The organism is Betaproteobacteria bacterium (assembly GCA_009693245.1).
Classification (GTDB): Bacteria; Pseudomonadota; Gammaproteobacteria; order Burkholderiales; family SHXO01; genus SHXO01.
In genome coordinates this window covers 47,792-65,962 of sequence record SHXO01000004.1, presented here as the reverse complement: position 1 = coordinate 65,962, position 18,171 = coordinate 47,792, and the positions used below count along the sequence as shown (strand labels likewise).

The 18,171-nt window shown below is 59.2% G+C and carries 15 protein-coding genes and 2 pseudogenes; 11 read left to right on the top strand and 6 right to left on the bottom strand.

The window, feature by feature from the left end; genetic code table 11:
- Nucleotides 1-213 precede the first annotated feature (213 nt).
- Both EXR36_01325 and EXR36_01320 read left to right on the top strand, forming a co-directional pair.
- Nucleotides 214-600: a glyoxalase gene (locus tag EXR36_01325; GenBank protein ID MSQ58315.1), complete on the top strand. Its 387-nt coding sequence runs from the start codon at nt 214-216 to the stop codon at nt 598-600.
- 340 nt (nt 601-940) lie between these two features.
- The gene (locus EXR36_01320) at nt 941-1,861 is read left to right on the top strand and encodes a CysB family HTH-type transcriptional regulator (GenBank protein ID MSQ58314.1); all 921 of its coding nucleotides are present in this window, start codon (nt 941-943) and stop codon (nt 1,859-1,861) included.
- Between the two features lie 97 nt (nt 1,862-1,958).
- Here the strand turns inward: EXR36_01320 and EXR36_01315 are convergent, their stop codons facing one another.
- The 3 genes from EXR36_01315 to EXR36_01305 are packed head-to-tail and all read right to left on the bottom strand — an operon-like array spanning nt 1,959 to nt 4,919.
- The gene (locus EXR36_01315; GenBank protein MSQ58313.1) at nt 1,959-2,552 is read right to left on the bottom strand and encodes a hypothetical protein; all 594 of its coding nucleotides are present in this window, start codon (nt 2,550-2,552) and stop codon (nt 1,959-1,961) included.
- Nucleotides 2,537-3,724, bottom strand: coding sequence for a pimeloyl-CoA dehydrogenase small subunit (locus tag EXR36_01310; GenBank protein MSQ58312.1), 1,188 nt, complete (start codon nt 3,722-3,724; stop codon nt 2,537-2,539). Before EXR36_01310 ends, EXR36_01315 begins: the two co-directional genes overlap by 16 nt.
- A gap of 4 nt (nt 3,725-3,728) precedes the next feature.
- Complete coding sequence (locus tag EXR36_01305) at nt 3,729-4,919, bottom strand: pimeloyl-CoA dehydrogenase large subunit (protein MSQ58311.1); 1,191 nt, start codon at nt 4,917-4,919, stop codon at nt 3,729-3,731.
- Nucleotides 4,920-5,126: 207 nt separating this feature from the next.
- Between EXR36_01305 and EXR36_01300 the strand changes: the two genes are divergently transcribed.
- Both EXR36_01300 and EXR36_01295 read left to right on the top strand, forming a co-directional pair.
- A complete protein-coding gene (locus EXR36_01300) occupies nt 5,127-6,464 on the top strand; it encodes an aspartate aminotransferase family protein (protein ID MSQ58310.1) in 1,338 nt (445 codons plus the stop codon).
- A gap of 65 nt (nt 6,465-6,529) precedes the next feature.
- Entirely contained in the window at nt 6,530-8,026 is a 1,497-nt protein-coding gene (locus EXR36_01295) for a M81 family peptidase (GenBank protein MSQ58309.1), read from the top strand.
- Between the two features lie 62 nt (nt 8,027-8,088).
- On the opposite strand, the gene EXR36_01290 is transcribed toward EXR36_01295, so the two are convergent.
- Entirely contained in the window at nt 8,089-8,751 is a 663-nt protein-coding gene (locus tag EXR36_01290) for a tetratricopeptide repeat protein (protein MSQ58308.1), read from the bottom strand.
- A gap of 121 nt (nt 8,752-8,872) precedes the next feature.
- Nucleotides 8,873-9,688, bottom strand: a complete 816-nt coding sequence (locus EXR36_01285; GenBank protein ID MSQ58307.1) for a taurine dioxygenase — start codon at nt 9,686-9,688, stop codon at nt 8,873-8,875.
- Between the two features lie 85 nt (nt 9,689-9,773).
- On the opposite strand from EXR36_01285, the gene EXR36_01280 reads away from it, so the two are divergent.
- Entirely contained in the window at nt 9,774-10,892 is a 1,119-nt protein-coding gene (locus EXR36_01280) for a 5-methyltetrahydropteroyltriglutamate--homocysteine S-methyltransferase (GenBank protein ID MSQ58306.1), read from the top strand.
- On the top strand, nt 10,877-12,205 hold the full coding sequence (locus tag EXR36_01275; GenBank protein MSQ58305.1) for a S41 family peptidase: 1,329 nt from the start codon (nt 10,877-10,879) through the stop codon (nt 12,203-12,205). The genes EXR36_01280 and EXR36_01275 overlap by 16 nt, the downstream gene beginning before the upstream one ends.
- 21 nt (nt 12,206-12,226) lie before the next feature.
- Here EXR36_01275 and EXR36_01270 read toward each other — a convergent pair whose 3' ends face one another.
- Complete coding sequence (locus tag EXR36_01270) at nt 12,227-12,925, bottom strand: glutathione S-transferase family protein (GenBank protein ID MSQ58304.1); 699 nt, start codon at nt 12,923-12,925, stop codon at nt 12,227-12,229.
- A 112-nt stretch (nt 12,926-13,037) separates the two neighbouring features.
- On the opposite strand from EXR36_01270, the gene EXR36_01265 reads away from it, so the two are divergent.
- The 5 genes and pseudogenes from EXR36_01265 to EXR36_01245 all read left to right on the top strand — a co-directional run bounded on the left by EXR36_01265 (nt 13,038) and on the right by EXR36_01245 (nt 18,137).
- Nucleotides 13,038-14,354 (top strand): homogentisate 1,2-dioxygenase, encoded by a 1,317-nt coding sequence (locus EXR36_01265; protein MSQ58303.1) that lies wholly within the window; start codon nt 13,038-13,040, stop codon nt 14,352-14,354.
- A gap of 37 nt (nt 14,355-14,391) precedes the next feature.
- Nucleotides 14,392-15,711: a fumarylacetoacetase gene (gene fahA / locus EXR36_01260; GenBank protein MSQ58302.1), complete on the top strand. Its 1,320-nt coding sequence runs from the start codon at nt 14,392-14,394 to the stop codon at nt 15,709-15,711.
- A gap of 116 nt (nt 15,712-15,827) precedes the next feature.
- Nucleotides 15,828-16,703 carry a hydratase gene (locus EXR36_01255; GenBank protein ID MSQ58301.1) on the top strand — a complete coding sequence of 292 codons (876 nt, stop codon included), beginning with the start codon at nt 15,828-15,830 and terminating at the stop codon, nt 16,701-16,703.
- 30 nt (nt 16,704-16,733) lie between these two features.
- Nucleotides 16,734-17,754: pseudogene (gene speB / locus EXR36_01250) on the top strand (agmatinase).
- A pseudogene (locus EXR36_01245) lies at nt 17,664-18,137 on the top strand (hypothetical protein). The pseudogenes speB and EXR36_01245 overlap by 91 nt, the downstream one beginning before the upstream one ends.
- Nucleotides 18,138-18,171: the final 34 nt, after the last annotated feature.

Genomic DNA, 18,171 nt, shown 5'->3' with positions numbered 1-18,171 from the left:
CCACCCCAAGATCGCCCATTCCTCACCCCGAAAGCGGTCCTCGGAACATGCATGGAATGCTTGTTGTGAATTGCGCAGCGAAGATTTCAACTCTGCCTGATGTTTAATTCGCGCCAGATATTAAAGCGAAACGCCCCGCACATCCTCCGCGCTGCCGGTGCAGCGAGATTCGGCTAACATTCCCGCTGGCGGAATGATAAGGAGTTTCACCCCATGGCAATCGATGGCATGAATCACTTCACCGTGCTCACGAGCGATCTGGAGAAGTGCAAGGCGTTCTATATGGGAATTCTCGGAGTGTCGGAAGGGTACCGCCCTCCGCTTAGCTTCCCGGGAGCGTGGCTCTATTCGGGGAAACAGGCCGTACTACACATCATCGCGGGCAGGCCATTACCGGCCGAGGCCCAAGGCGTGATCGATCATATGGCATTTACCGCGTCCAACCTTCAGTCGGTAGTCGATACCTTGAAGAAACACGGCGTCGAATTCGAGTTGCGCCGCCAGAAAGGCCCTCAGACCTGGCAGCTCTTCTGCCACGACCCGGATGGGGCACGGGTGGATCTGGATTTCCTGCCTAGCGAGCCGGACCCGGTTCGCTAGTTTTTGTAGGCGGTGTTTCGCGGGGTTCTGGCGCCGCCGGCTTTTCGTTCCGTGGCTCATTGAAACCGCGCTCGCGCTTGTAGTAGTCCATCCAGTTGGACACGCTGCCCTCTTGGACTCTTTCGGCCGCGTCCTTGCGTTCCTCGGCCCTCCCGAACCCGCCCATTAGCGCGGCAAACAGCACTAAATTGGCCGCAACCGCTGTCCTTGAAAATCGCATCCCTAAAACTCTCCTCGCCAAGTGGAAGGGTACACCAAGGATCGCGCCGGGGAGCTATGCACGCTCTTATGCGACTTGGTTATACTCCATAGGTAATACAAGAGCATTGGATCATAAGCCATGAATCTCCAACAACTGCGCTGCATCTGCGAAGTCGCCCAACAGGGCCTCAATCTTTCCAGGGCGGCGAAGACTCTCTTCACCTCGCAGCCAGGCATTAGCCGCCAGATCTTGCAGTTGGAAGAAGAACTCGGGGTGAAAGTATTCGAGCGCAGCGGCAAGCGCTTGGTGGCGGTGACCGAACCGGGCCAGGAAATTCTGCGCATTGCCCAGCGCGTGTTGCTCGATACCCGCAATCTCAAGGAAGTCGCGCATGAGTTTGGCCAGGCCGCCAGCGGCGAGCTGACGATCGCAACCACCCACACACAGGCACGCTACGTCTTGCCACAGGTGATCAAGCGCTTCATGAAGCGTTACCCCAAAGTCAAGTTATCGCTGCGCCAGGGGAACCCCAACGAGATCGCGCAGATGGCCATCAACGGCCAGGCCGACTTTGCCATTGCCACGGAAGCCATCGCTCGCTACGAGCAACTCGTAAGCTTCGAGTGCTACCAATGGAACCGCTGCATCCTGGTGCTGCCAGGGCATCCTCTGCTGAAGGAGAAACAGGTCACGCTGGAAGCCCTCGCTATGTACCCTATCATCACTTACGACTTGAATTTCGCCGGCCGTTCGCTGATGAACAAAGCCTTCGAGGAGAAGGGATTAACGCCGAACGTCGCGCTCGCGGCCATAGATGCCGATGTGATCAAGACCTACGTTGGCCTCGGACTGGGAATAGGAATCGTGGCGGCCATGGCCTACGACAAGTCCCAGGACCGCGCCTTTCGCATGCTCGACGCTTCGCATCTTTTCGAACCCAGCATCACTCGCTTGGGGATTCGCCGCCACTGTTACCTGCGGGCCTACGCCTACGAATTCATCGAGATGTTTGCTCCGCACCTGAACCATCGGACCATTGCGGATGCCCTACACCAATAATCACCTAGGGAAACTCTGGTCAAGCTATTTCGCACGATCAGCGTGATCATACTTTCAGGGAGTTACGAGGGGGCGAGCCCACTTGTTCAGTACTTCCCTAGCACTCCGTGGGTGACCCTGCCTTCTCCAATACCTCAACCGCCGCGGTGAAGTTGCTTTGCTTCGCGAGGCACAGCGCGGTCAGCCCTTCACTTGTGCGCATGCCCATGTCGGCGCCCGCATTGACGAGAATGACGATAAGTTCCGCATTGCCTCTGCGCGCCGCCTGGGTGAGGGGGGTGTCACCGGCAGGGTCTTGGGCGTTGACTTGGGCGCCAGCGCCCAGCAACAAGACCACCATGTCACGGTTTTCGTTGAAGGCGGCGATCATCAACGGCGTTTGGTTGGTTTCTGGCGCGCCCAGATCCACTTTGGCACCTTTCTCCAAGAGTTTCTTGGCGATTTCCGTGTAGCCGAACACCGCGGCGTGATAGAGCGCGGTGCGCGCGTCCTTCAGGGCGCTATCCTTGGAATTGGGATCGACACCTTCCGCAAGCAGCTTGTCCACCTCGCTCATCTTGTTATCGCGCACCGCTTGCACCAAACGCACTCCTGGCGGATCTTTTTTGCCGCAGCCCAATGTGCTTGACATCAAGAACGCGGCCAAAAGACAGGCCAGCAATCGCATGGGCGCGTTTATATCTTCTTCCACCGGGATTTGAGTCGTACCGGAACCTCCACTGGAGTCGCATCTTCCGCCGACAGGAATCGATCCAGGTGGTGATCGCTGGGACCGAATTGGGTATCGATGGCGGTCAACCGCTTGAAGTAATGCCCCGCTGGCAACTCATTGGTCATGCCCATGCCGCCATGCAACTGAATGGCTTGTTGGCCCACGAATCTCGCGGCGCGGCCGATACGCTCCTTGGCCGCGGACACTGCACGCCGGCGCTCCACGGGACCGGCGCTGTCCACCTTCACGGCTGCCAGGATAGCCATTGACCTGGCCATTTCGTATTCCATGCGGATATCCACCATGCGATGTTGCAGCGCCTGGAATTTGCCGATGGGCACGCCAAACTGTTGGCGAGTCTTCAAATACTCCAAGGTCTGCGTGTTGAGGGCATCCATGCAACCCACGGCTTCGGCGCATAACGCCGCGATGGCTCGGTCCACCACCGTTTCCAGAAAATGGTATCCGTCATCAAGTGCACCAATCAAGGATTCGGCGCCGATGCGAACGTTGTTGAAACTTACCTCCGCCGCCCGCATGCCGTCGTAAGTCGGGTAATCGCGGCCTTCAACGCCTTCTTCGGCGGGATTCACGAAAAACAGCGAGATGCCCAGACGCTCGGACGGGCGGCCGCTCGTGCGCGCGGCCACGATGAGTAGGTCCGCGGCCGCGCCATGGATCACCGCCGTTTTCTTGCCACTGATGACCCACTGCCCGGCTTCCTGATGAGCAGTGGTTTCCACGTGGGCGAGGTTGTAACGCGCGCCCAACTCCGCGTGGGCCAGGGCGAATTTCATGGAGCCATCGGCGATGCGCGGCAGCAAAACTCTCTTCTGCTCATCGTCGCCGGCGAGTTGTATGGCCGCGGCGCATGCCACCACGGTGGGCCAGTAAGGTTCGAGTACGAGATGGCGGCCGAAGGCTTCCATGACGATCATGGTTTCTATGCTGCTTCCCCCATAGCCGCCGTAGTCCGAGGAAATGGTCGATCCTAGCAGGCCCAGGGACGCCAATCCTTCCCAGGCGGTCGCACTCATACCTTGGCGGCCGTCCACGATGGCGCGGCGCTGTTCGAAGCTGTAGTTCTTCTCTAGGAAGCGTTCTACGGAATCGCGCAGCAGGCTTTGTTCTTCGGTAAAGGAGAAATCCATGTACTTACAATCCGAGAATCATTTGGCTGACGATGTTGCGCTGGATTTCATTGGTGCCCCCGTAGATGGAAACCTTGCGGTAATTGAAGTACCGCGTGGCGAGAGGCGCGGCGTATTCCGGCCCTACGTAATCCCCAAGCCAGTGATCTCCCCATGACATGGGAAGGTGCGGCAAGCCCATGTAACCCACGGCATCCATCATCAATTCCGTGAGGGCCTGCTGAATCTCCGTGCCCTTGATCTTGAGGATGGAGGCTTCGGGACCGGGCGGGCGGCCCTGCGTTTCGGCAGCCAGCACACGCAGCACGGTGATTTCCAACGCCCATATGTCGATTTCCAGCCGTGCGATCTTGTCGCGGAAGCGCGTATCGCCCATCGAGTCGTGCCCGTATTCTTGGGCCGCGATATTCTTGAGTAAACGCAGTTCGCGCTTCGAGCGCCCCACCGCCGCGATACCCGTGCGCTCGTGGGAGAGCAGGAACTTGGCGTATGTCCAGCCGCGCCCTTCTTCGCCGATCAAATTTCCCACTGGAACCTCGACGTCGTCGAAAAATACCTCGTTCACTTCGTGTTCGCCGTCGAACATGATAATGGGCCGCACGGTTACGCCGGGCGAATGCATGTCGATGAGCAAGAAGGAGATGCCTTCCTGTTTTTTGCCATCGCTCGATGTACGAACCAGACAGAAGATTTTGTCGGCCCAGTGGGCCATGGTGGTCCAAGTCTTCTGGCCGCTGACGATGTAATGATCCCCTTTTCGCACGGCACGAGTTTTCAAGGACGCCAGATCAGAACCTGAACCAGGTTCGGAATACCCTTGGCACCAGAAATCTTCGCTCGACGCAATTCTGGGAAGGTAGTAATTCTTCTGCGCGGCATTGCCGAAGGCCATGATGACAGGCGCCACCATGTGGACTCCGAAGGCGACCACGGGCGGCGCGCCCGCCTCGGCGCACACCTCATCGAAAATGTGCCTCTCGACGGGATTCCACGCGCACCCCCCGAATTCTCTTGGCCAGGCGGGCGCGATCCAGCCCTGCTTGTACAGAACTTTCTGCCAGCGGACGTAATCCTCTTTCCCCAGGCGCTTGTGCTCCAGCACCTTGCGAGAAATATCGCCAGGTAGGTTGGCCCGCACGAAGGCGGAAACTTGCTCGCGAAAAGCGAGTTCTTCAGCGTTGTAATTTAAATCCATGATCCTCTCATCATATTCGGCGAAGCTTACGGGATTGGCGCCGGCCGGGCAACCGCCGGCCTTACTTCACGGATCGGACATTCCCTTCGAGAAAGCGATTCAATCACCGCAGCCGGTATTGATACGACATGCAACGGCCAGGGTCTATAATCTCAGGCCTGTCCTTTCCCCTCTCCCTCGTTCGCCCCCCAATCAGGAGATACCGCCATGGGAACCCGAGAACAAGATCTACTCGCTCAACTCAACCTCACGCCCCTATGGATACCTTTCACCGCCAACCGCCAATTCAAGGCCGCTCCCCGCCTGCTGGTGGCGGCGAAAGACATGCATTACACCGACCACAACGGACGCCAGATACTCGATGGCATCGCGGGTTTGTGGGCCGTGAACGCGGGGCATTGCAGAGCACCCATCGTGGAGGCCATCAAGAAACAAGCGGAGAGTCTGGACTACGCCACGGGTTTCCAGCTCCATAGCCCCATGCCATTCATCGCGGCGGAGCGCATCGTTTCCATCGCCCCGAAGGGAATGACCCAAGTCTTTTTCACCAACTCCGGCTCGGAAGCCGTGGACACGGCATTAAAAATCGCCCTGGCGTACCACCGTGCCACGGGCGAGGCCAGCCGGCGCATGCTGATCGGCCGGGAACGCGGTTATCACGGCGTGGGATTTGGGGGTATTTCCGTGGGGGGCATGACGGCCAACCGCAAAGTATTCAACTCTAGCCTGCTGCCTAATGTGGATCACCTGCCGCACACTCATCTTCCCAGGGAGAATGCTTACTCTCGCGGCCAGCCTGAACACGGTGCCCACCTGGCGGACGAATTGGAGAACCGGTTGATTCCGCTGCACGATGCCTCCAACATCGCGGCGGTGATCGTGGAACCCATGGCGGGCTCCACCGGTGTGCTCATACCGCCCAAGGGTTATCTACAACGCCTGCGCCAGATCTGCGACAAGCACGGCATCTTGCTGATCTTCGATGAAGTCATCACAGGTTTCGGCCGCACTGGTAGTGCCTTCGGTTCCCAGACCTTTGGCGTGGTCCCAGACATGATCACCTTCGCCAAGGGTGTCACCAACGCCGCCGTTCCCATGGGAGGCGTGATCGTGCGCAAGGAGATCTACGACGCATTCATGGACGGCCCCGACGGCATCGAGTTCTATCACGGTTACACCTACTCCGGGCATCCTCTGGCCTCGGCCGCGGCTATCGCCACCATGGATCTGTTGAAAGAGGAAAAGCTATTCGAGCGCGCCGCATCGCTCGCACCTTATCTGGAAGACGCGGTGCATGCCCTGAAGGGCCTACCCCACGTGACCGACGTTCGCAATATCGGCATGGTGGCGGGAGTCGAACTGGAACCGATCGCAGGCAAGCCCACGGCGCGGGCGATGAGCATATTCACCCGCTGCTGGGAAAAGGGCGTCCTCATCCGGACCACGGGCGATACGCTGGCGTTCTCGCCGCCCCTCATTGTCGAGAAAGCCCAAATCGATCAAATCGTGGGTACGGTGGCGGATGCACTGAAACAACTTGGGTGAGGCGTGAGGCGTAAAACTCTTCACCGCTCGCCCCGCACACCTAACACCTCACGCCTATCGCCCCCATGAGATTCGTTATCGCCCAGATGCAACATGAAACGAACACCTTCTCCCCGGTGGCCACACCGTGGGAGGTGTTCGGTGGCCACGACGGACCCTATCTTGGCGAGGCCGCCTACAAGGCTATGAAAGGGACGCGGCTGCCCATGGCGGCGTTTCTAGATTTGGCGGAGGGGGCCGGTGCACAAATAGTCACGCCCATCGCGGCCTGGGCCAACCCTAGCGGCCCGGTGGATCCTAAGGCTTACGATCGCATCTGCTATGCCATTTGCGAGGCGGTATCGGCCGGATGTGATGCGGTGTTTCTAGACTTGCACGGGGCCATGGTGGTGGCGGAGCGCACCGATGATGGTGAGGGCACGTTACTGGAAAAAATCCGCGCCGTCGCGCCTAAGGTTCCCATTGCCGTCTCGCTGGACTTGCACGCCAACCTTACCGAACGCATGGTAAGCAACTGTACAGTGATCGCGGGCTACAAGACCTATCCACATGTCGATCAATACGAGGCCGGGCACCTGGCTGGCAGCATATTGTTGCGTCATTTGAAGGGCGAGCTAAACCCCGTCATGGCTTGGGGCAATGTCCCCCTGCTGGCGCAAACCCTGAAACAGAACACAGGCGAGAGTCCCATGAAGGACTGTGTGGACGCCGCGCGTGCCGCGGAAAAAGCAGGGCTACTCGCCGCGACGGCCTTTGGTGGATTTCAGCAGGCCGACATTCATGACGCGGGCCTAAGTGCCGTGACCGTTTCGAATGGCAATTTGCAAGCCGCGCAGTCCGCGTGCAAGGCTATTCTAGATGTGGCCTGGCAGCACAGGGAGGCCTTCATCTATCGCGGTGAACCCATGGTGGCGGCGATCGCGCGCGCCAAGAAACTCGCGGACGAAAACGGCGGCCCCATCCTCCTTTTGGATCACGCCGATAACTGCGCCTCGGGCGCAACCCAAGACACCATGTATGTGCTGAAGGAGGCCCTTCGCCAAGGACTCACGGGCATTGCCGTGGGTCCGGTGCGCGATGAAAAAGCCGTGGCGCGCATGATTGAAGCAGGCCCTGGGGCAAAGGTTACGGTGAAGATCGGGGGCAAGATGGATATGCCTTCGATCAAGGTCAAGGGTGAACCTTTGGAGCTATCCGGGACCGTGAGAGCCATCTCCGATGGCGAGTACACCATCACCGGCCCGCAATTTCACGGCATGCGGTGTTTCATGGGAAAGACGGTGGTGTTGGATACGGGCGCGGTGCGGATTGTAGTGACAGAGCGCAATCAGGAACCTTGGGACCTCGGCGTGTTCACAAGCGTTGGAATCGATCCGGCACGCATGCGGTTTCTACTACTGAAGTCGAGAATGTATTTTCGGCCAGTATTTCTACCCATCGCCAAGGGACACGTGTTCTGCGACAGTATCGGAGTCGGGTCCTCCGACTGGGCGATGTTCGATTACAGGAAGATACGCCGCCCTATCTATCCGCTGGACAGCGAACTAGGCACGCACCGCTAACGAGGCGAGAGCTTGGCGCGCAGGCGCGCTTGGCAATGGGTCGCAACGCGCAACCACTGATGCTACACGCGCATGGCGTAGGCAGAAGTTTCCGCATCTCGGACCATTAAATTGAACACCTGGTGGGCGCGGTCGATATCGCCTTCTCGCATGAGCAGAAGACCGAAGCGGCAGCGGGCTTCCAATCCCACGTAGGCCGATGCGAGGCCGTCGTACTCCGACAAAGCCGCGTGGATATTTCCCTGGCCTTCTAATATGCGAGCGTGCAGCAAACGAGTTTCCTCGGGCCGGTAGCGTGCATGATCGCGCGTGAGCCGCGCAACACAAGCGCTCGCGCCAGCCGGATCGTTGGCTTCGATGTGCGCTTGCGCGAGCTTGAACATGAAGTCCGGTTCGTTCGCATAAATACCCGTCAAGGCGCTTTGGTACAAGGGCACGGCATCGGCATGGCGGCCGCGGCGCATGAGTTCATCGGCAGCGATGATCTTGTTTGCAACACTGGGACAAGAGGCCAGCGCGGCGAGCTTGCGCTCCAAGTCGTTAGGCGCTTCATGCGCGGCGGCTTCTACAACCGGCACTTGCTCCTTGGATTTCAATAACAGAAAGTATGCAAGGAACGGCAACGCCATCGCCGCCACCCGCCAAAAGACGTCATTCCCGCCGTTAAGAATTTGAAGCAATGCGAAACCTTCGAGTAACGCGCTGCCCAATACCAAAATACCCACGGCGCTCTCCCTTCCTATTAATGCGTTTCCCTGGGATTGCGAACGTCAAAATGCAACGCTCACAAGAAGGAAAACCAAGTAGGACTGGAAACGCAAGGAGTATGCCGATAAATTTTGCCAGCTACCCCGCCAAAGTGATTCGGTGCATCACACGCCGGTGGCCGTGGTAGTCATTGACCGGATTGTGTTGTGCGCAGCGATTGTCCCAAAAAGCCAACGAGCCCGCCTCCCACTGAAAACGGCAAGTAAATTCCGGCTTGGTCTGGTGGGCAAACAGGTACGCCAAGAGCGGAGCGCTCTCCTCCTCGGTCATATCTCGAAAGCGCTGCGTGTGCGCGATGTTGACGTAAAGCGCTTTGCGGCCCGTCTCGGAATGCACGCGCACCACAGGATGTTCGGCTACGTACTCTTGCCTGGCATCATCGCGCGCATCGCTGCGCATGCGGTCTTCTCGCGTGCGAGAAACATCCGCCTTGGCCGAGGTGTTGACGGCGGTTAGCCCTTCGAGGACCCGGCGCAGGCCCGGGGAAAGCGCTTCGTAGGCGATATATTGATTGGCAAACAAAGTATCCCCGCCCGCTGGCGGCACCTCGCGCGCCAGCAGCATGGATCCTTTAGGCGGGTGCTCCAGGTAAGCGGTGTCGCTGTGCCAGATACCCCCAAAGTTGGTGCGCTCGTGCTCCAGCTTCTTCACTTCGATGATGACCGGATAGTCCGGCAATCCCTTTACAAAGGGATACTCGACGGGTTGCCCCATGCTTTGAGCAAAGCCGAGAAACTGGCCGGGCGTGAGCGTTTGGTTACGAAAGAAGATGACTAAATGATCGAGAAATGCTTGCCGGATCTGCGTGATAATCTCGCGCGACAGCGGGCGAGAGAGGTCGGCTCCCGCGATTTCCGCACCCAAGGCTCCGGCAATTTTTTTGATCTCGATCATTACGCAATCCTTTCCACGTGCGCGCAGCGTAACGGCAAACCCCGGCGCTGAGCAAGCGCACCGATAGCCACCTCGGGAGAATTCCATGACACTTCGTACCCAAGCACCCTTCCGCGCCGATCACGTGGGGAGCTTTCTGCGGCCTCGGTCCTTGCTCGGCGTACGCGCCCAGTATAAGGAGGGGAAGATCACTAAGGAGGCGCTACGCCAAGAGGAGGATAGCGCAATTTCCGAGATCGTCCGCTTTCAGGAAGATCTCGGCTTCCAAGGCATTACCGATGGAGAATTTCGCCGCACCTATTTCCATATAGATTTTCTGGAACAACTGGCCGGCGTGGAAACCAAGGGCGGCATCGCAGTCAGTTTTCGCAGCAGCGCCGGGACCGTGAATTTTTCCCCTCCGGTCATGCATGTGACCGGAAAAATTCGGCATGCCAATCCCATTCAACTCGCCGACTTCCAGTATCTCAAATCCACAACCGCGCTCACCCCTAAGGTGACCATCCCCTCCCCCACCATGTTGCACTTTCGCGGCGGGCGTAACGCCATTAGCAAGGAAGCCTATCCCGATCTGGATGCGTTCTACGCCGACGTGGCGGGCGCCTACCGCTCCGAGCTTAAGAGTCTCGCGGATGCGGGATGCCGATACATTCAAATGGACGACACCAATCTTGCCTATCTGTGCGACGAGAAAATGCGGGCGGGCGCACGCCAGCGCGGCGACGACCCAGACGAACTACCCCGCCGCTACGCCCGCCTCATCAACGCCGCCATCTCCGAGCGCCCCAAAGACATGATCGTGTGCATGCATCTGTGCCGTGGCAATTTCAAGAGCGGCTGGGCCGCGGAAGGTGGATACGAACCCGTGGCCCAGGTACTCCTCTCGGAAATGAACATTGACGGCTATTTCCTGGAGTACGACGATGCCCGTTCGGGCGATTTCTCACCACTACGCTTCCTGCCCAAGAATAAATTCGTGGTGCTCGGCTTGGTGAGCACCAAGTTGGGAAATCTCGAATCGAAGGATGCGATCAAGCGCCGGATCGATGAGGCGGCCCGCTTCGCTCCGCTTGAGAATTTGTGCCTCTCCCCTCAATGCGGATTTTCCAGCACCGTACACGGTAACGACATCGAGGCCGAAGAGCAGCGTGCTAAATTGCAATTGGTGGTGGACACCGCCCGCGAAGTATGGGGCCTGAATTAGGAGAAGCGATGACCAGAATCCTCCTTTCCGCGTTGCTTGCCTGTGCTGCCTGCGCGGGCTCGGCGGCGCAAACGACTCCAATGGAGTCAGTGCTACCGCGGCTTGAAAAAATTTTGAATTTGATCGATTCCAAGTACGTCAAGCCCGTGGAGGATGGCAAACTTTTCACCGATGCCGTGAACGGACTGTTGAAAGGTTTGGATCCTTATTGCGCCTACCTGGACGCGGATGCCTACCGGAAATTGCAGCAGGAAGTGCAAGGAAAATATGGCGGGATAGGCATTGAGATGCGTAAGGAAGGCGAATTTTCTCGCATTGTCTTGGTCCTTGAAAATACTCCCGCTCATCGCGCTGGACTCCTGCCCGGGGATCTAGTCACCCACCTCGACGACACCAGCGTAGCGCGGATGACGTTCGAACAAGCGGTCCGCCACACACGCGGCACGCCCAGTACCTCCCTCACCTTAACGTTTCTGCGCGCGGGTGATCCCGTGCCCCGAACCCTGGCGCTAGACCGCGAGCAGATCCAAGACCCCAGCGTGCGCGCGGGACTCATCGCGCCTCGTACCGCCTACCTGCATCTATCGCAATTTCACCAGCGCACACCGGAGGAGATGGCGCTCGCCTTGGAGAAGATGTCGGAGTCGTCCCAGGGCTTCGAAGGAATCGTCCTCGATCTGCGCGACAATCTCGGCGGTAATCTGAACGCGGCCGTCGCCGTTGCCGGGACCTTCCTAGCCGGCGGAACCTTGGTGGTATCCACCAGCGGCATGTCGGAGGATTCCAAGCGCGATTACCCCGCGAAAGCCCAATCCAGCCCCCAGGCCATGAAGTCCGTTCCTCTGGTCGTTCTGGTCAACCACCGGTCAGCATCGGCCTCGGAGATCGTGGCCGGTGCCCTGCAAGATCATGGGCGCGCCATCGTGCTTGGCACGCGCACCTACGGCAAAGGGTCCATTCAAACCATACTCCCGTTGGGTGACGGGGGCGCATTGAAACTCACTACCGCCCACTACTACACGCCCAGCGGCCGCTCCATCGATAAGCAAGGCGTCACACCCGACCAGGTCGTGGATCAAGCTCCACCAGGCGGCAGCGAGGCCACGGCCCAGAGCATTGCCCGCGGAAACTTCTGGTTGCAAAGCGAAGCGGCCGCTGGTCCCCGCGTAGTCTGCGGATTGGATTCGCCCGCTCCGCATCGCCCCGAGCCGGGTTCGCCAGCGAATTTGCCACACGTGCCAGATCTCGCCGACTGCCAGCTTCACCGCGCGCTAAATGCGCTAACGAAGCAGAGGCTGTCGCATGGCCCATGAAAGGGCGCCGCGCTTTTTCGCCTAGACTTTTTCCAGTCTGGCCAACTGCGGAAACATGAAACGCCGCGCATCCACATCCATTTCAGCCTTGAAGGTGTGTTTGCGTTTCAACTCTTCCACTCTCGCCACGGCGGGGCGTCCATTGATTTCGGCCAGCAGCCGTTTAAGGTTGGGGAGCTTGGCCCAATTTTCTTCACCACCCAGCACCAGAGGTACCAAGCGCGCCCACCCCCAGACCGCCATGTCGGCTATCGTATAGGTATTCCCCAGCATGTAGCGCCCCTTTCCTAGGCGCTCATCGATGATCTTCCAGTGGCGCTCAGCTTCAAAATCGTAACGGTTGAGGGCGTACTCCTTGGGCTCGGGTGCGTAATTGCGAAAATGCACGGCCTGGCCTGAGTAGGGGCCAATACCGCTGGCCACGAACATCAGCCAGGAAAGCAGCTGCCCTCGCACCTCGGCGCGGTCATTGTCCGGTGGTAGAAAGCGCTTGGTCTTATCAGCCAAGTAAAGCAGGATGGCATTGCTGTCGAACACGACGGCATCGCCATCAAGGATGGCGGGAACCTTGGCGTTGGGGTTGATCGCCACGTACTCGGGATTGAACTGCTCTCCCTTTCTCGTATCGATGGGAATGGGCATGTATTCGAGCCCTGCCTCCTCCAGGAACAGCGCGACTTTCATGGGATTGGGGGCCGCGTTGAAATAGAACTTGATCAATGTGTATCTCCGGTTGATATGCGCGGGTGCGAGGGAGAGCTATGTGATGTCCAGCGCGTGATGCACAATACACGATAAGACAGCCGAAGATTAATCGCGGAATCCCAAGATCATGACCATGGAAGCCCCTGCCAGACTTAACTATCAATCTGGCTTCGGAAACGAATTCGCCTGCGAGGCTCTGCCCGGCGCCCTGCCTGTTGGCCAAAACTCTCCGCGGAAGTGCCCCTACGGCTTGTATGCCGAGCAAATATCGGGAACCGCCTTCAGCGCACCTCGCGCCGGAAACCGGCGCACTTGGCTCTATCGCATCATCCCCGCGGCCAAGCACCTGCCCTTCGAGCGCATCGATAACGCGCGCTGGACTAGCGATTTCTCCGGGCTTTCGGCGCCCCCTAATCGATTGCGCTGGGATCCACTACCGCTGGCCACGAAACCGGCGGACTTCGTCGACGGCATGATGACCATGGCGGGCAACGGGGATCCGCACACGCAGACAGGATGCGGGATTCATCTCTACGCCATCAACCGCTCCATGGCCGGCCGGTTTTTTTACAACGCCGACGGCGAAATGCTGGTGGTTCCACAATCGGGAGGATTGCGCTTCGCCACGGAGCTGGGCATGATCGATGTGCAGCCCCAGGAAATCGTGGTCATTCCCCGGGGAATTCGGTTTCGAGTAGATCTCCTGGAAGCGGAGGCACGCGGCTATGTTTGCGAAAATTTTGGCGCGCCATTTCGATTACCTGATCTAGGCCCCATCGGTTCCAACGGGCTCGCCAACCCGCGCGATTTTCTCTCACCCACCGCGTGCTACGAAGACCAGGAGGGGGATTTCAATCTAACAGCCAAGTTCATGGGAAATTTGTGGACCGCCCGCATCGATCGTTCACCGCTGGACGTCGTCGCATGGCATGGCAATCATGTGCCCTACAAATATGACCTGCGGCGCTTCAATGTGATGGGCTCCACCAGTTTCGATCATCCCGACCCCTCGATCTTCCTGGTACTGCAATCTCCAAGCGATACGCCAGGCGTGGGCATGACCGATTTCGTCGTCTTTCCGCCGCGTATTCTCGCCATGGAAAACACCTTTCGCCCGCCCTGGTTCCATCGCAATATCGCGAGCGAGTTCATGGGCCTCATTCACGGTGTCTACGACGCCAAGGCGCAAGGTTTCAAGCCAGGGGGCGCCAGCCTGCACAATTGCATGAGCGGGCACGGGCCCGATGCGGAAACCTTCGAGAAAGGCTCCGCCGCGGACACCAGCAAGCCTCAATACATTCGCGATACGATGGCCTTCATGTTCGAGACCCGCCATGCGATTCGGCCCACACGGGCCGCCATGGAGTCACCTCAGTTACAGACAAACTATCACCACAGCTGGCAAGGGCTGCGCAAGCACTTCGACCCCGCCCGCAGAGGTTAGACTAAACGCGAGAAAACATACTTTCGCGCCACCTACGATGTTCAAAACCAACGAAACGCACGATGCAAACCTTAGAAGCTGGGTCGAATCCGCCAACGAGCCCGGTTGCGATTTCCCCCTTCAAAACCTTCCCTTTGGAGTATTCCGGCGCAAAGGCAGTAACGAAGATTTCCGCGGCGGCGTGGCAATCGGACGGGAGATTCTCGATTTGAAGGCTGCCGCGCATGCGGGCGTGTTCTCTGGCGTGGAGGCGCGGGCGGCCGTTCAATGCAGCCACGGAACGCTCAACGGATTCTTCTCGATGGGGCCGCAAGCCTGGTCCGCCTTGCGCCGGGCACTCTCGCTGGCCCTGCGCGTGGGATCCGCTCACGCGGGCAAGCTGCGCGCATGCATGATCGAACAAGCGGAGGCGGAACACGCCCTTCCCGCGAGCGTGGGAGACTACACGGACTTCTATGCGTCCATCCATCACGCCACCAACGCCGGCAGACTCATGCGCCCGGACAACCCCTTGCTGCCCAATTACAAGTGGGTCCCCATTGGATATCACGGGCGCGGCTCGTCCCTGCGCGTGGCCGGACGAGATTTCCATCGTCCTCGCGGCCAGACCATGCCTCCAGGCGCGGACAAACCCAGCTTCGGCCCCTCCAAGCGGCTGGACTACGAATTGGAGGTGGGAATCTACGTCGGTTGCGGCAATGAGTGGGGGCAGCCCGTACCCATCGCTGAAGCCGAACGCCACGTCTTCGGCCTTTGCCTGCTCAACGATTGGTCGGCAAGGGATATCCAGGCTTGGGAATACCAACCCTTGGGGCCTTTTCTGGCCAAGAGTTTTGCCACCACGGTTTCACCGTGGATCGTGACACTGGAGGCCTTGGTTCCTTACCGTCTCGCGTGGACCCGGCCAGAGCAAGATCCCCAACCCCTGCCCTACCTCGATTCCGCGGATAACCGTGACTTCGGCGCCATCGATCTTCAGCTCGAGGCCTGGTTGGAAACGGAAAAGATGCGCGCGGCGAAACATCAAGCCACCCGGCTGTCTCGAACGAGTTTCAAGCATTCCTACTGGACCGTGGCGCAATTGGTCGCCCACCACACGGTCAACGGATGCGATCTGCATCCAGGCGATCTGTTGGGCAGTGGGACGCAATCCGGGCCCTCGCTCGAAGAACTGGGCTCATTGTTGGAGATCACCCATGGCGGCAAACAGCCGGTGAAGTTAGAGAATGGCGAGGCGCGCACCTTTTTGGAGGACGCGGACCGAGTCATTCTGCGGGGCTGGTGCGAGCGCAAGGGCTTCGCACGCATCGGCTTCGGGGAGTGCAGCGCCACCGTGCTTCCCGCCCTCTCCCATTGAAGCGAAGTCTAGTCAAAATACTCACTACAGATTCCCTTGCCGACGCCGATGTCCCGGCGTGAGTCCCCAAATCTCGGCGCCAGGGCTCTGGTTGCCAGCGCACCAGGAGGTTGATCATGCGATTTGAACGATGCCGGAAGATTTTGGCCTTAGTGGCTTTGGCGGGCTTACTTGGCTCTTCCGTTACCGCCCGCCCGGCGTGCCCCACTTACCTGGAAGTTCAAGTCATAGTCGCGGCCTACACCAATAAAACTCCCATCGACTCCCTGTCGCGGCTGCGCGACATGGACGATGCCTATTGTGCCCAGGGCCTCATAGCCGCCGAAATCGGGCGAAGCATGGGGGTCATGACCGGATACAAGGCTGCCTTCACCAGCGATAGGGTACGGGCCCAATACCAGACTGGCGAACCTCAACGCGGCTTTCTGTACGAAAAAATGTTCTTGAACAACGGGGCGACGGTCGGGTGGGATTTCGGCGCGCGTCCTCAATTCGCGGCCGACTTGATCATGGTAGTCAAGGACTACAACCTGCACGACGCCCGCACACCGCTGGAAGTTCTTTCGCACCTTTCACATATCGTGCCCTTCATAGAATTGTCCGACCTCATGTTTGGCCCCGGCCAGACCGTGACTGCCTTGAACTTGGTGGCCACGAACATGGGGACTCGCATGGGCATATTGGGCGCGCCAATTCCCGTGCAAGTGACGCAAGAATTTCTGGACGGGTTAGCCAGCATGGTGGTGGTCATGCGTGACCATGAGGATAACGAGTTGGGCCGCGCCCGCGGCAGCGAAATACTGGGCAATCCCATCGCGGCCCTTCAATGGCTGGCCAAGAATCTTGCCGACAACGGCCAGCGCATCCAGATGAACGACCGCATCAGCGTGGGCGCGTTTTTTCCCGGCGGCACCCCAAGACCTGGGCTCGCCATCAACGTGCAGTACCATGGCCTGCCGGGCGATCCGAGCGTAGGAGTCAAGTTTCGCTAGAAGGCGACGGATAAGAAAACTCTCGGCGAACTGCGCGCCCGCTATGCCGGGGGAAAGGGCGGAGAATTATTCGATCCCGAGTTCAAGCGGGTGGCCGATGCGCAATTTCTGAACGGCGACAAACGCAAGCTGCCCTTCGCCGATCCTGCCACCTTTCTTGGCCTGCCTTACATCCCCCAAGCGGTTCAAGGAAATTCTATAACGGGTCTTGATGTGGCCGTGATAGGCGTACCCATGGACCTGGGCGTGACCAACCGGGCGGGCGCCCGTTTGGGACCGCGCGCAGTGCGAGCGGTGGAACGTATCGGGCCCTACGAACACGTGCTGCGCGCGGCACCCGTCACGGAAATTCGGGCGGCGGATGTGGGCGATGTTCTTTTTCGCAGCCGCTTCGATCTGGCTTCTTGCCACGATGACATTGAAGCGTTTTTCAGCGCCGTGCATGCGAGTAATGCGATCCCACTCGCCATCGGAGGGGATCACTCCATCAGTTACTCGATCTTGCGCGCCTTGGGCCGCCAGCGGCCCTTGGGAATGGTTCACTTGGACGCCCATTGCGACACAGGTGGTGTCTACGAGGGTTCGAAGCTTCATCATGGCGGTCCCTTTCGCCAAGCGGTGTTGGATGGCGTGCTGGATCCCGCGCGCACCATTCAGATCGGCATTCGCGGTGGAGCAGAGTACCTGTGGGAGTTTTCCCACGAATCGGGGATGACGGTCATTCACGCCGAGGAGATGGTGGAGATGGGATTGAGCACCGTCATCGCCAAGGCTCGCGAGGTGGTAGGTCAGGGTCAGGTCTATCTTTCCTTCGACGTGGATTGCCTGGATCCCGCTTTTGCTGCCGGGAACCGGCATGCCCGAAGTGGGCGGATTGACCTCGCGCGAAGCGCTCGCCATCGTACGTGGCATGAACGGAATCGATCTCGCGGGAGCGGACGTGGTGGAAGTGGCCCCGCAATACGACAGCACCACCAACACCGCGCATATCGCCGCACAGATATTGTTCGCGGAGTTGTGTTTGGCCGTGACGGCTATCCGGGCTCGATAGTGTTCAGCCATCCTGACTACGACGGCCACGAACGCGTGATCCACGTCCATGACGCACGCAGCGGGCTCAAGGCCATCATCGCCATCCACGATACGACATTGGGCCCCGCTTTCGGCGGTTGCCGGATGCGCGCTTACGCCAGCGACGCCGGCGCTCTCGCGGATGCTCTGCGCCTGTCGCGCGGGATGACGTATAAGTCCGCGATCTGCGATCTTCCCCACGGCGGGGGGAAGTCCGTGATCATTGGAGACCCGTCACGCGATAAAACACCTGAACTTCTGCGCGCGATGGGACGTGCGGTCGAGGATCTTGGCGGGCGCTACCTCATCGCCGACGACGTGGGTACAAGCTTGGCCGACTTGGCGCTGATGCGCCAAGTCACCACCCATACCGCGGCCGCCACGCAATCCGCGCAAC